Annotated in this window: 14 protein-coding genes; 6 read left to right on the top strand and 8 right to left on the bottom strand. The window is 56.8% G+C overall.

All coding sequences use genetic code 11. The annotated features are described in order from the left end of the window. Window positions 1–6 precede the first annotated feature (6 nt). Window positions 7–360 (top strand): DUF4156 domain-containing protein, encoded by a 354-nt coding sequence (locus AB1287_RS09030; protein ID WP_312628981.1) that lies wholly within the window; start codon window positions 7–9, stop codon window positions 358–360. 65 nt (window positions 361–425) lie between these two features. On the opposite strand, the gene epmB is transcribed toward AB1287_RS09030, so the two are convergent. Further along, a complete protein-coding gene (gene epmB, locus AB1287_RS09025; protein WP_435617565.1) occupies window positions 426–1,454 on the bottom strand; it encodes an EF-P beta-lysylation protein EpmB in 1,029 nt (342 codons plus the stop codon). Between the two features lie 40 nt (window positions 1,455–1,494). Between epmB and efp the strand changes: the two genes are divergently transcribed. From efp to ecnB, 3 genes are all read left to right on the top strand, one after another. Then, entirely contained in the window at window positions 1,495–2,061 is a 567-nt protein-coding gene (gene efp / locus AB1287_RS09020) for an elongation factor P (protein WP_435617564.1), read from the top strand. Window positions 2,062–2,120: 59 nt separating this feature from the next. Further along, window positions 2,121–2,258, top strand: a complete 138-nt coding sequence (locus AB1287_RS09015; RefSeq protein ID WP_312628977.1) for an entericidin A/B family lipoprotein — start codon at window positions 2,121–2,123, stop codon at window positions 2,256–2,258. Window positions 2,259–2,365: 107 nt separating this feature from the next. After that, window positions 2,366–2,512 (top strand): lipoprotein toxin entericidin B, encoded by a 147-nt coding sequence (gene ecnB, locus AB1287_RS09010; protein WP_312628976.1) that lies wholly within the window; start codon window positions 2,366–2,368, stop codon window positions 2,510–2,512. A 30-nt stretch (window positions 2,513–2,542) separates the two neighbouring features. Here ecnB and AB1287_RS09005 read toward each other — a convergent pair whose 3' ends face one another. Further along, complete coding sequence (locus AB1287_RS09005; RefSeq protein ID WP_435617563.1) at window positions 2,543–3,124, bottom strand: LuxR family transcriptional regulator; 582 nt, start codon at window positions 3,122–3,124, stop codon at window positions 2,543–2,545. Between the two features lie 254 nt (window positions 3,125–3,378). On the opposite strand from AB1287_RS09005, the gene sugE reads away from it, so the two are divergent. Continuing rightward, window positions 3,379–3,696 (top strand): quaternary ammonium compound efflux SMR transporter SugE, encoded by a 318-nt coding sequence (gene sugE, locus AB1287_RS09000; RefSeq protein WP_312628973.1) that lies wholly within the window; start codon window positions 3,379–3,381, stop codon window positions 3,694–3,696. Here sugE and blc read toward each other — a convergent pair. From blc to frdA, 5 genes are all read right to left on the bottom strand, one after another. Beyond that, on the bottom strand, window positions 3,693–4,223 hold the full coding sequence (blc, locus tag AB1287_RS08995) for an outer membrane lipoprotein Blc (protein ID WP_435617562.1): 531 nt from the start codon (window positions 4,221–4,223) through the stop codon (window positions 3,693–3,695). The genes sugE and blc overlap by 4 nt on opposite strands. 101 nt (window positions 4,224–4,324) lie before the next feature. Then, entirely contained in the window at window positions 4,325–4,684 is a 360-nt protein-coding gene (gene frdD / locus AB1287_RS08990) for a fumarate reductase subunit FrdD (protein WP_312628971.1), read from the bottom strand. A gap of 10 nt (window positions 4,685–4,694) precedes the next feature. Further along, entirely contained in the window at window positions 4,695–5,090 is a 396-nt protein-coding gene (gene frdC, locus AB1287_RS08985; RefSeq protein ID WP_312628970.1) for a fumarate reductase subunit FrdC, read from the bottom strand. A gap of 10 nt (window positions 5,091–5,100) precedes the next feature. Next, the gene (locus AB1287_RS08980; protein WP_312628969.1) at window positions 5,101–5,835 is read right to left on the bottom strand and encodes a succinate dehydrogenase/fumarate reductase iron-sulfur subunit; all 735 of its coding nucleotides are present in this window, start codon (window positions 5,833–5,835) and stop codon (window positions 5,101–5,103) included. After that, the gene (gene frdA / locus AB1287_RS08975) at window positions 5,828–7,618 is read right to left on the bottom strand and encodes a fumarate reductase (quinol) flavoprotein subunit (RefSeq protein ID WP_312628968.1); all 1,791 of its coding nucleotides are present in this window, start codon (window positions 7,616–7,618) and stop codon (window positions 5,828–5,830) included. The genes AB1287_RS08980 and frdA overlap by 8 nt, the downstream gene beginning before the upstream one ends. A 314-nt stretch (window positions 7,619–7,932) precedes the next feature. Here frdA and epmA point away from each other — a divergent pair, with 314 nt between their 5' ends. Continuing rightward, the gene (gene epmA, locus AB1287_RS08970) at window positions 7,933–8,910 is read left to right on the top strand and encodes an elongation factor P--(R)-beta-lysine ligase (RefSeq protein ID WP_312628967.1); all 978 of its coding nucleotides are present in this window, start codon (window positions 7,933–7,935) and stop codon (window positions 8,908–8,910) included. 129 nt (window positions 8,911–9,039) lie between these two features. On the opposite strand, the gene mscM is transcribed toward epmA, so the two are convergent. Next, entirely contained in the window at window positions 9,040–12,348 is a 3,309-nt protein-coding gene (gene mscM / locus AB1287_RS08965; RefSeq protein WP_435617561.1) for a miniconductance mechanosensitive channel MscM, read from the bottom strand. Window positions 12,349–12,360: the final 12 nt, after the last annotated feature.

Raw genomic sequence — 12,360 nt, 5'->3', positions numbered from 1 at the left:
AATAACATGCGCGTAAAAGTCTGTGCAGGGATCGTCGGTGCCGCTTTAATGCTGGCAGGCTGCAGTTCCAGCAATGAACTGACCGCAGGCGGGCAAAACGTTCGCTTTGTTGAAGATAAGCCGGGCACCGAATGCCATCTGATTGGCTCCGCAACGGGCAAGCAGAGCAACTGGCTTTCTGGCCAGCGCGGTGAAGAGGGCGGTTCAATGCGTGGTGCGGCGAATGCGCTGCGCAACCAGGCGGCGGAAATGGGCGGCAACGTGATTTACGGCGTCAGCAGCCCGACTCAGGGAATGCTTTCCAGCTTCGTTCCGACCGACAGCGAAATGATCGGCCAGGTCTATAAGTGCCCGAACTGAGTCACTTTATGTGATGAATCCGCCCTCCATCGTGAGGGCGTTTTATTATCTGCGATTTGTTGGGTTCAGCTCTGTCGCAGCTGCAAATCCAGCGGCGTTTTGCTTGGTTCACCGCCAATTTCACGGGCCAGTTTTGGCACCATGTAGCCCGAAACCAGCGTCAGTAGTTCGCGCATAATCGTTCGCGCTTCGTCATCGCTCACCATGAAATGTGCCGCACCCTGCACCTTATCCAGCACGTGCAGGTAGTAGGGCATAACGCCGGCATCAAATAAAGCATTGCTAAGGTTAGCCAGCGTCTGCGCATTGTCGTTCACGCCGCGCAGCAGCACGCTCTGATTCAGCAGCGTTACGCCCGCTATTTTCAGTTTGTGCATTGCCTGGCGGAAGTTATCGTCAATTTCCTGGGCGTGGTTGATGTGGTTTACCAGCAGGATTTGCAGAGAGGATCGCGAAAAGCGTTCCGCCAGGGTGTCCGTAATGCGCGCCGGGATAACGATCGGCAAACGGCTGTGAATACGCAGGCGCTTGATGTGCGGGATGGCCTCCAGCGCGTTGAGCAGCCAGTCCAGTTCATGGTCTTTGGCCATCAGCGGATCGCCGCCAGAGAAAATAATTTCATCCAGTTCAGGGTGCGCGCTGATGTAGTCCAGCGCCGCCTGCCAGTTGCGTTTGTTGCCCTGATTCTCAGCATACGGGAAATGGCGGCGGAAGCAGTAGCGGCAGTTGACCGCACAACCGCCCTTCACCAGCAGCAGTGCCCGGTTACGGTATTTGTGCAGCAGGCCAGGCACCACGCTGTTTTGCTCTTCCAGCGGGTCGGTGCTGAAACCGGGGGCGGCGACAAACTCCTGTTGAGCGGTCACCACCTGCAACAGCAGCGGGTCATTCGGGTTGCCTTTTTCCATGCGTGCAGCAAATGCCCGGGGGACACGCAGCGGGAATAAACGCTTAGCGTCGCGTCCGGCGAACAAATTTTCATCAGCGTCTACATTTAAGAGACGTAACAGCTCATCGGGATCGGTGATTACATCGGCAAGTTGCGATAACCAATCTTCTCTGGATGGGGTGTTTAGGGTTACAATATGCGCCATTTTGTGGCTTAGCTACCAGTTAACAAATTTAGAGGGCCTTATGGCGACTTATTCTAGCAACGATTTCCGTGCCGGTCTTAAAATCATGATGGATGGCGAACCGTACGCGGTCGAATCCAGCGAATTCGTAAAACCGGGCAAAGGCCAGGCGTTCGCACGCGTTAAGCTGCGCCGTCTGCTGACCGGCACCCGCGTTGAGAAAACCTTCAAATCCACCGACTCTGCCGAAGGCGCAGACGTTGTGGACATGAACCTGACTTACCTCTACAACGACGGTGAGTTCTGGCACTTCATGAACAACGAAACCTTCGAGCAGCTGGCTGCCGATGAGAAAGCGGTTGGCGATAACGCTAAATGGCTGCTGGACCAGGCTGAGTGCATCGTGACCCTGTGGGACGGCCGCCCAATTTCCGTGACGCCGCCAAACTTCGTTGAGCTGGAAATCGTTGAAACCGATCCAGGCCTGAAAGGTGATACCGCAGGTACCGGCGGCAAGCCAGCGACCCTGAGCACCGGCGCCGTGGTTAAAGTTCCTCTGTTCGTTCAGATTGGCGAAGTGATCAAAGTTGACACCCGCTCTGGTGAATACGTTTCTCGCGTGAAGTAATTCATGCTATAAAAAATCGGCACGGCGTTCGCTGTGTCGATTTTTTTTCAGGGGCAGGGATGATGAACCGTTTAGTCAAACTTTTCTTTGTACTGCTGTTAGGCGGAACGCTGCTTTCCGGCTGCAACACCTTTCGTGGTTTTGGTCAGGATGTCGAACATCTGGGGAACTCTATTTCCCACGCGGCCAGCAAATAATCTCCCATCGTCTTAAAAAATGTGCCTTTTCCGTCCATCTGCGGGGATCTTGTCTATGCTTATGTTGCTACAGCACAAATACTCACTGGCAATAAAAGGATGAGATCATGATTAAGAAGACAATTGCTGCGTTTTTTACTCTCCTGGTACTTTCGTCCGTGCTTTCCGGTTGTAATACGACGAAGGGCGTCGGAGAAGACATTTCCAGTGGCGGCCAGGCTATTTCAGGTGCTGCGACTAAAGCTCAGAACTAAGCTGTTCGGTACGGCTTTGCGGCCGTACCGCTATTCCACACACTCGGCTGAAGGAATAAATGGCGAAAAGCGATTTTCGACTTTCAGCTTCACGCGAATATTGCGCTTATAGGTATAGACGGTTTTCCCGGTAATCTGCATTTCGCTGGCAATGGCCTGATTGCTGGCACCCTCCATCCACAGCGACAACACTTTTTCTTCCTGACGCGTTAACAGCGGCGTGGCGATACGGGCCGGATGAGCTTTAGGCCAGCTGTGTAAAACGGCCAGGATCCGGCGTTCCAGCTTTTCGATTGGCGCGTTTTTAGCAACTTCTTCGCCGACGTTTTTAAACGTCAGCGGTTCGCTTTGCAGACGTATCAGGCGCGAGCGCTGTTCGCAAACGGCGAGCAGCGCGGGAAGAAAATGTGACTGCTGAAGATCGTGCTGGAAGGCGGCGAAATCGGCTATCACCAGATGCGGCTGCCAGCTTTCAATATGCGCTTTCGCCAGAAGCAGGCTATTTAGTGGAGTGACTAAAAATGACGTGGAACCGCCATTGATCTGCTGTAACCATGCCTCCAGCCCGAGGCGGGTGAAACTGCAGCGATCAATAATCAGGATTTTATACATGCTGGGTTGATGAGCACTTCATAGTTGTGGGGCAATACACCATGAAGCCATCATAAAGAAGGTTACGTGCAGATAAAAAGGCGATCTCCGCATTGAAATGCGCCCAATTCACCTCATCATCGTGGAAAGGAGACTTAACCTAAATTCCTTGCATCCCCAAAAAGTGCGGCTAGAATAAAGACTCTTCACGACCTTGCGGGACGACCCGTAAGCGTATCTCAAAAGCCGGGGACGACCCCATCATGGAGTCAAATATGTCCTGGTTAATTCTGGTTGTTGCCGGTTTACTCGAAGTTGTCTGGGCCGTTGGCCTGAAATATACCCACGGTTTTACCCGTCTGGTGCCAAGCGTGATCACAGCCACGGCAATGATTGCCAGCATCGCGCTGCTTTCATGGGCGATGAAAACCCTGCCGGTCGGTACGGCTTATGCCATCTGGACTGGTATCGGCGCGGTCGGTGCCGCCATTACCGGTATTCTGTTGCTCGGTGAATCGGCAAGCCTGGCGCGTATTTTCAGCCTCGTGCTGATCGTCTGCGGCATTATCGGCCTGAAGCTCAGCACGCACTAATAGGTCTGTTTTACCCAAATCAGCTTCTGCACGGGGAAGCCCTGCCGGGTCGCAATGTCCAGCATCTGCTGCTTCATTTCGGGAGTGATGGTCGGCGTGCGGGCGAGGATCCACAGATAATCGCGATCCGGTCCGCAGACCAGCGCGTGCCGGTACTCTTTATCCAGCGTGATCACGTTGTATCCGCCGTAGAACGGGCCAAAGAAGGAGACTTTCAGCGCGGCCCTGTCTGGTGACCCGGTGAAATAAGCTACACCGTCAGTGGATTGCCACATGCCGCGATCCGGGTTCCAGCCTTTGTTCACCACGTTAATGCTGCTATCGCTGCGCAAAGTGTAGGTGACGGTGACTTTCTCCAGACCGCTTTCAAAATTGTGGTCCAGACGGGCGATTTCGTACCAGGTACCGAGGTAGCGGTTAGTATCGAAAGGGGAAACAACGGTGACGCCGGGCGGTGGCACAGGGTTACTACAGGCAACAACCAAAAACGCAGCAGCAACAGTCGCAATGATGGGCAGCAGACGCATGGCAATGTCCTTACAGGCTTTTTTGTAAGTGTAGAACCGTGCGGGGAAAACGTGCGGCAGGCGAACAGAAATATGCCCAGCGCGTGCCGGGCATCTCAGCTTTAGATGAAAATAACACCAACAAGCGTGATCACCGTCAGGATCGCCGCCAGACCGTAGAATACCCATTTGCCGTTAGGCACATGAATTTTCAGGTCATGCATGGCGTGATGAATGCGGTGCAGACCGCACCACAGCGGCAGAACGATCATCAGGAACAGGAACACGCGGCCGATGAAGCTCTGAGCGAAGGCCAGCACGCGCTCGTAGCTGAAGGCGTCATGCGGTGCCAGGCCGAGCGGCAGCAGTATACCGACCAGCAGCACCATCACCGGCGCGACTATCGCGCCCCACATGCCACCCGCACCAAACAGGCCCCAGAACACGGGCTCGTCAGAACGTTTTGGGTTTGGATTGATCATCTTGGTCTCCTTACCAGAACAGTGCGACAAACAGGACAACCACGGTGACCACGATCGTCACCCCCCACAGCGCCTTAATCACCGGCTCTGGCCCCATTTTTTCGCCTTTTACAATCACGTTTGCAGCTTTTGGCGCCAATTCGAACCAGGTTTTGGTATGCAAAAGGGCGGCGGCGAGGGTAATCAGGTTAAGGATCACCACAATTGGGTTTTGCAGAAAGCCCACGTACCCTGCCCAGGATTCCGCACCGTGCTTCAGCGCGAACAGGCCGTAAATTAATACGATACTGAACCAGACCGTCGGCACCGCGGTGCCTTCACGAATCATATAGAACCGGTAGAAGGGCAGTTTTTTCCACCACGTGGAGGTCATTGGCTGCACGTAGGGTTTGCGTTTTGTCGTCATGATGCACTCCTTAGCGTGGTTTCAGGGTCGCAATAAGAAAGTCTTTCGAGCTTTCCACTTTACCCTGCTGAATGGCGGCGGCCGGGTCGACGTGCTTCGGACACACTTCCGAGCAGTAGCCGACAAATGTACAGCTCCAGACGCCATTTTTGCCGTTCAGTTGCGCCATGCGCTCCTTTTTGCCGTGGTCGCGGCTGTCTTCGTTATAACGATGTGCAAGCGTAATGGCCGCAGGGCCAATAAATTCTTTATTGAGCCCGAACTGCGGACAGGCGGCATAGCACAGGCCGCAGTTGATGCAGCCGGAGAACTGATGGTATTTCGCCATCTGCGCAGGGGTTTGCTTGTTCGGTCCCTGTTCCGGCGTGCGCGGATTGCCGATGATGTACGGCTTAATGGCTTCCAGACTTTCGATAAAGTGAGTCATGTCGACCACCAGATCGCGCTCAATCGGGAAGTTAGCCAGCGCCTCGACCTTCAGGCCTTTCTCGTAATCACGCAGGAAGGTTTTACAGGCGAGCTTCGGCACTTTGTTGACCATCATGCCGCAGGAGCCACAAATCGCCATTCGGCATGACCAGCGGTAGCTCAGGTCGGGCGCCAGGTTATCTTTGATGTAGCCGAGCGCGTCCAGCAGCGACGTTTGTTCATCGTAAGGCACTTCGTAAAACGCGCTGTGCGGGGCCGTGTCCACTTCCGGGTTGTAGCGCACGATCTCGACTTTCAGGTTTTTCATCTCAGCCATTGGTCGTCTCCTTCTTCTCAGCGGCTTCCGCTTCCGCACCGTACACGCGTTTTGCCGGCGGCAACGTAGTGATTTTCACGTCGCTGTAGTCCAGACGCGTGGTGCCGTCTGCATCGCGGAACGCCAGCGTGTGTTTGAGGAAGTTAACGTCGTCGCGTTCGGTGCAACCTTCGTCAAGGCGCTGGTGGGCGCCGCGAGACTCTTTACGCGCCAGGGCAGAGTGCGCCATACATTCGGCAACGTTCAGTCCATGGCCCAGTTCGATGGTGTACAGCAAGTCGGTGTTGAAGACGCTGGAGGTATCGGTAATGCGCACGCGTTTGAAGCGTTCCTGCAGCTCTGCAAGCTTATCAATGGTTTTTTGCATCAGCTCCGGCGTACGGTAAATGCCGCAGCCTTCTTCCATCGACAGACCCATTTCGTCGCGGATTTTCGCCCAGCTCTCGTTGCCTTCCTGATTGACCAGCGCTTTCAGGCGTTTTTCGACATCGGCGACCTGTGCATCCAGCGCCGCGCCGTTGGCTTCACCCGCAGTTGAGGCGCGCTCCATGGCTCGTTCACCCGCCATTCGGCCGAAGACCACCAGCTCAGCCAGCGAGTTGGAGCCCAGACGGTTAGCGCCGTGCAGGCCGACAGAAGAACATTCGCCGACGGCGAACAGGCCTTTAATGCGGCTCTCACACTGCTGATCGGTTTCAATCCCGCCCATGGTGTAGTGCGCGGTCGGACGAACCGGAATCGGTTCTTTAACCGGGTCCACGCCGACGTAGGCCTTCGCCAGTTCGCAGATGAACGGCAAACGTTCGAGCAGTTTTTTCTCGCCCAGATGACGCAGGTCGAGGTACACCACGTCGCCGCGCGGGGTGGAGATGGTGTTGCCTTTGCGCCATTCGTGCCAGAACGCCTGCGAAACTTTGTCGCGCGGGCCAAGCTCCATATATTTGTTTTTCGGCTCGCCAAGCGGCGTTTCCGGGCCCATGCCGTAGTCCTGCAAATAGCGGTAGCCGTCTTTGTTGACCAGAATACCGCCTTCACCGCGGCAGCCTTCGGTCATCAGAATGCCGGAGCCCGGCAGGCCAGTCGGGTGATACTGGACGAATTCCATATCGCGCAGCGGTACGCCGTGACTCAGCGCCATACCCATGCCGTCGCCGGTGACGATACCGCCGTTGGTGTTGTAGCGATACACGCGGCCCGCGCCGCCGGTCGCCATCACCACCGCGTTGGCGCGGATCTGGATTAGTTCGCCCTCCATCATGTTCATCGCTACCAGGCCGCGAGCCTGGCCGTCGTCGACCAGAATATCGAGGACGAAATGCTCGTCAAAGCGCTGGATTTGCGGGAACTGCAGGGAAGTCTGGAAGAGGGTGTGGAGCATATGGAAGCCGGTTTTATCCGCGGCAAACCAGGTACGCTCGATTTTCATCCCGCCGAAGCGGCGCACGTTAACGGATCCATCTTCGCGGCGGCTCCACGGACAACCCCACTGCTCAAGCTGGGTCATCTCGGTCGGGCAGTGGTGGACGAAGTAATCCACCACGTCCTGCTCGCAAAGCCAGTCGCCACCGGCGACGGTATCGTGAAAATGGTATTCGAAGCTGTCATGATCCTGTGCGACAGCTGCCGAACCGCCTTCTGCGGCAACGGTATGGCTACGCATTGGATAGACTTTTGAAATCAGTGCGATTTTAGCGTTGGGATTGGCCTGCGCTGCGGCAATTGCAGCGCGTAATCCCGCCCCGCCAGCGCCTATAACGGCCAGATCGGCATGAAAGGTTTGCACGACATTCCTCCAGAATTGTTGTTATTTCGTCACCCGCCTGACTAAAGGTAGTTCACCGGGTCGAACCCGGGAGATGACGAAAGCGTTTCCACTGCTCCTTTATGGGTATCGTAGTATAGCCTTATGATCTGGAGGGAAATTTGACGCGTTCGATTTTTTTGCTGATCCGCCTGCGCATTTATCATCGAAATTGATGGACTGCATCACGAAATGCGCTTTGCGGCGGAAACCCCGAATTTCACCGGGCAAAATTTGTCTCGTGTCCCGCTTGCGGGTAGACTTCGGGCCTTTGTTTGCATTCGGAGAGAGTTACCATGAGCGAAACGGCCACCTGGCAGCCGAGCGCCTCCATCCCCAATCTGTTAAAACGCGCGGCTATTATGGCGGAGATCCGCCGCTTCTTTACCGACCGCGGCGTGCTGGAGGTGGAAACGCCGTGCATGAGTCAGGCGACGGTGACCGATATTCATCTGGTGCCGTTTGAGACGCGTTTTGTCGGCCCGGGCCACTCTCAGGGTATCAATCTCTACATGATGACCAGCCCCGAATACCACATGAAGCGGCTGCTCGCTGCGGGCTGTGGCCCGGTATTCCAGCTGTGCAGAAGCTTCCGCAATGAAGAGATGGGGCGCCACCACAACCCGGAATTCACCATGCTGGAGTGGTATCGTCCGCATTACGACATGTATCGTCTGATTAACGAAGTGGACGATCTAATGCAGCAGGTGCTGGAGTGCCAGCCGGCGGAAAGCCTCTCCTATCAGCAGGCGTTCCAGCGTCATCTGGAAATCGATCCGCTGTCGGCGGATAAAGCGCTGCTGCGCGAAGCAGCGGCGAAGCTCGATCTCAGCAATATTGCCGATACGGAAGAAGACCGCGACACGCTGTTGCAGATGCTCTTTACCTTCGGCGTTGAGCCGCATATTGGCAAAGATCGCCCGACCTTTATCTACCACTTCCCGGCCAGTCAGGCTTCTCTGGCGCAAATCAGCACCGAAGATCACCGCGTGGCGGAGCGCTTTGAGGTCTATTACAAAGGCATGGAGCTGGCGAATGGTTTCCATGAGCTGACCGATGCCCGTGAGCAGCAGCAGCGCTTTGAGCAGGACAACCGCAAGCGTGCTGCGCGTGATTTACCGCAGCAGCCGATAGATGTGAACCTTCTGGAAGCATTGAAGGCAGGCCTGCCGGATTGCTCCGGCGTGGCGCTGGGCGTGGATCGTCTGGTGATGCTGGCGCTTGGCGCAGAACAAATCAGTGATGTTATCGCTTTTACGGTCGATCGGGCCTGATTTCAGGCATTGCCCGGCAGCAAGGTAAAAAGCAAAAACCCTCATCAAGAGGGTTTTTTAGTGTTTGCACCCCTCGCCCTGTGGGAGAGGGGCCGGGGGAGAGGGCATCAGGCCGCACTCCCCTGAAAATTACAAACTTCCCGCCGTACGTCCGCGCCCTGCCGACGTCATCATTCTGCCCGTCTTACGCCCGTCCAGCGTTTCCAGTCGCATCTGGAAAGGCGGGAACGGCATGTCGATTCCGTGCTCGCGGAAACCGGCGAGGATCAGCTGGTGGATCTCATGGCGAAGCGGCATACGATGGCCCATCTCGGCGGCATAGATACGCAGTTCAAAAATCTGAATACCCTGCTGCAAATCGACGAGGAACACTTCCGGCGCCGGGTTATCGATGACCAGCGAGCAGCGTTCGGCGGCGGTCATCAGGAGCTGCGTCACCTCTTCGCTGTTGGCGTCGGACGGGGCCGGAACGGTCAGCACCACGCGCGTGACGGAATCCGACAGCGACCAGTTGATAAACTGTTCCGTGATAAACGCCTTGTTCGGCACGATGATCTCTTTGCGATCCCAGTCGCTGATCGTCGTCGCTCGGGTGTTGATCTTCGTGACGCTGCCGGTCAAATCGCGGATCGTCACTGTGTCGCCGATGCGGATCGGTTTTTCAAACAGGATGATCAGGCCGGAGATAAAGTTAGCGAAGATCTCCTGCAGGCCAAAGCCGAGCCCGACGCCGAGTGCCGCCACCAGCCACTGCAGTTTTGCCCATTCGATACCAATCATCGAGAAGCCGACCAGGCCGCCGATCAGCATCAGCAGGTATTTGGTGATGGTGGTGATGGCGTAGCCGGTGCCGGGCGTCAGGCTCAGGTGTTGCAACACCGCCAGCTCCAGCAGCGCCGGAAGGTTGCGTACCAGCTGCGTCGTAATGATAAATACCAGAATCGCAATCAGCACGGCGCCGAGGGTGATTGGCTCGAGACTCTCGACGCCCTGCACCGTTGAAGTCACATCCCACAGCGAGATGTTTTCAAGGAAGCCAAACGCCGAGTGGATTTCCGACCACAGCACGATCACCGACACCAGCGCGATCAGCATCAGAATCGATCGTACCAGCCGTAGCGACTGGGCGCTTAACGTGTCGAGATCCACTTCGGCGATGTCCACTTCCGTCGCTCCTTCCAGGCTGGTGGTGTGGTAGGGATCGTCCTCACCGCGCGCACGCTGAGCGAGCATCTCGGCACGACGGTGCTTAGCGCGATCGAAAGCGATACGGCGGCGCTGAATCAGCATCCAGCGGCGGATGACGTGATAGACCACCAGCAGCAGGAACCAGATGGCGACGGAGGTCTCAAGACGGGCAAGCAGCGCCTGGGCCGTAGCCAGATAACCGACGGCGGCCGCAAGGATTGCCGCCAGGGGCGCGCCCATCAGCAAATTCCACAACATGCGGTTGATTGCGTTATCGCCGGAGCCTTCTTTATCGAGATACAGCGGGATCCCTGCGCGTTTGAGGCTGAGCGTGACCACGCCCAGCGCGCCGCAGATCAGCATAAAGCAGAGCCTGCCAAGCGATGCTGAGAATTCGCGATCGCTGAGATTATCGAACATGATCAGCGCCATAATCAGCGGCACGATGAGGCCAACGCTCATCAGGTAGTAGCGCATCGCGCGGGCAACGCGGTTCCGTGGCCAGCCGAAGTGCGCCACGAACAGACCGTTAGGGCGAGCAAAGGCGGCGCAGATCATGACCACCCACAGCAGCGGCACCGTGGCGGTGACGCCGTCCCCGATGGCCACCGCCAGCGGCCAGGGCCAGGCCTCCTGCAACCCATAGCCCAGCGTCATCCAGAGCACCGGCAGCGGTGAGGCCACCAGAATCGACCAGAAGAGCGTGCGCAGCGTCAGCCAGAAGTGATCCTGGGTGACTTTGCCCACCCGGTTGCTGGAGCGTTCCAGGAAGCGGGTAAAGTGCTTGCGGGAGCTGATGCTGAAACCGACCAGGATCAGCGCCGCAAACAGCGGGATCAGCGTCTCTTTGCTGGTCAGCATCATCACTGAGGCTTTGCCGAGCTGGCTGAAGGTATCCAGCGAAATCAGGCGGCGCAGATCCTGCACAATTTCCAGCGGCCAGGCGAAGGTGATGGGGCTGACGTCTGAGGTCCAGAACAGATAGCGGTGGGTTGCTTCGTTAATTTCTTTCAGCGCATCTTCCAGCTGCCCGTTGGCGACTTTCAGCTTGGTCAGTTCGAGGATCAGCGTATCGCCGCCCTGCAGCAGGGAATTGAGTAATTCGCGCTGGGTGCGAAGCTGGGCATCCAGAATACGGGTTTCTTCCGCCGACAGCGGCTGCCCATTGGCCTGTCGCAGCTGCGGCTGTTTGCTGAGTAAATCTTCATAGCGCAGGCGATGTACGCGCAGCTGCGCCATTTCGGTATCAAGCTGCTGCGGCTTGGGCATTTCCGGCAGTCGGGCCACCTGCGCGCGCAGGGCTTCGCCTAACAGATTGGAGGAGCCGAGCCACTGCGACTGTTCACGCAAAGTATTGAGTGCCTGTCGCACCTGCAACGTCTGATTGGTAGCCTGACGCTGCTGGGAGGCCACCAAATCCATCCGCTGAGCCTGCTGGTTTAACGCCTGGGAGAGCTCACGGTTGACGGCGAACTGCTTTACGATGTGCGGCGGCAGGTTTGCGCTGTTTTCGGCTAATAATTCGGTGCTTTCCAGCGCTTTTTCAGCTTCGCGCTGGCGCTGGCTATTGAGCTGATTGCGCAGGCCTTGCAGATAAGTATCCAGCTGCTCGCTCTGCTTTTGCGCAAGCTCAGAGCGCATACGCGCCAGCTCCTGGCGATTGTTTGCCGAAAGCTGGGCCAGCTCAAGTTCGTTCACCAGCGCCTTTAATTTGGCCGATTCTGCCTGCAAACTCAGATTTTGCGCCTGGGCCGTATTGCCCGTCGCCGTGCCGACGCGGCGTTCGACCTCATTGAGCTGACGGCGAGCATCGGTTTGCTGTTGCGGCAGCTGATTGAGGGAGTCGGCGATCTCGCGTGCGCGCTCCTGTTCCTGCTGTGCCTGACGGCTTTTTTCCAGCAGCTGGCTGCTGACCTGAAGGATCTCCTGATTCAGGGCATCCGTGGTCAGTGCCGTCGGCACCTGGCGTGGTTCATCGCTCAGGCGGGAAAGCTGCGCGCGCAGGGTTTGCGAGAGCTTAGAGAAGTTATCAATGGATTGTTGATATTGTGCGGCGCGCTCAAGAGAACCTTTTCGTTCCTCAAGCGCGTTCAGCGCAGACTGAAGCGCCTCAACGGCTTCCGGCTGGGCGGGCTTCGCCGCTTTTGCCTGTTCCAGCTCCTGGGCGATCTGTCTGGCGTCGGGGGCGCTTGCTGCGTACGCCCCCATGCTGAGGCACCAGGCCATCAGAAAAGTGATAATCAGGCGCACGTCAGCGATCCT

The organism is Scandinavium sp. UTDF21-P1B (assembly GCF_040750395.1).
GTDB lineage: Bacteria > Pseudomonadota > Gammaproteobacteria > Enterobacterales > Enterobacteriaceae > Scandinavium.
Note: the sequence above shows the minus strand (reverse complement) of the source record. Positions and strands in the feature narration are given on the sequence as shown.

What these genes read in the sequence shown, in the direction of transcription:
- AB1287_RS09030 (WP_312628981.1), top strand. Translation starts at nt 7, where the DNA reads ATGCGCGTAAAAGTCTGTGCAGGGATCGTCGGTGCCGCTTTAATGCTG.
- epmB (WP_435617565.1), bottom strand. Translation starts at nt 1,454, where the DNA reads ATGGCGCATATTGTAACCCTAAACACCCCATCCAGAGAAGATTGGTTA.
- efp (WP_435617564.1), top strand. Translation starts at nt 1,495, where the DNA reads ATGGCGACTTATTCTAGCAACGATTTCCGTGCCGGTCTTAAAATCATG.
- AB1287_RS09015 (WP_312628977.1), top strand. Translation starts at nt 2,121, where the DNA reads ATGATGAACCGTTTAGTCAAACTTTTCTTTGTACTGCTGTTAGGCGGA.
- ecnB (WP_312628976.1), top strand. Translation starts at nt 2,366, where the DNA reads ATGATTAAGAAGACAATTGCTGCGTTTTTTACTCTCCTGGTACTTTCG.
- AB1287_RS09005 (WP_435617563.1), bottom strand. Translation starts at nt 3,124, where the DNA reads ATGTATAAAATCCTGATTATTGATCGCTGCAGTTTCACCCGCCTCGGG.
- sugE (WP_312628973.1), top strand. Translation starts at nt 3,379, where the DNA reads ATGTCCTGGTTAATTCTGGTTGTTGCCGGTTTACTCGAAGTTGTCTGG.
- blc (WP_435617562.1), bottom strand. Translation starts at nt 4,223, where the DNA reads ATGCGTCTGCTGCCCATCATTGCGACTGTTGCTGCTGCGTTTTTGGTT.
- frdD (WP_312628971.1), bottom strand. Translation starts at nt 4,684, where the DNA reads ATGATCAATCCAAACCCAAAACGTTCTGACGAGCCCGTGTTCTGGGGC.
- frdC (WP_312628970.1), bottom strand. Translation starts at nt 5,090, where the DNA reads ATGACGACAAAACGCAAACCCTACGTGCAGCCAATGACCTCCACGTGG.
- AB1287_RS08980 (WP_312628969.1), bottom strand. Translation starts at nt 5,835, where the DNA reads ATGGCTGAGATGAAAAACCTGAAAGTCGAGATCGTGCGCTACAACCCG.
- epmA (WP_312628967.1), top strand. Translation starts at nt 7,933, where the DNA reads ATGAGCGAAACGGCCACCTGGCAGCCGAGCGCCTCCATCCCCAATCTG.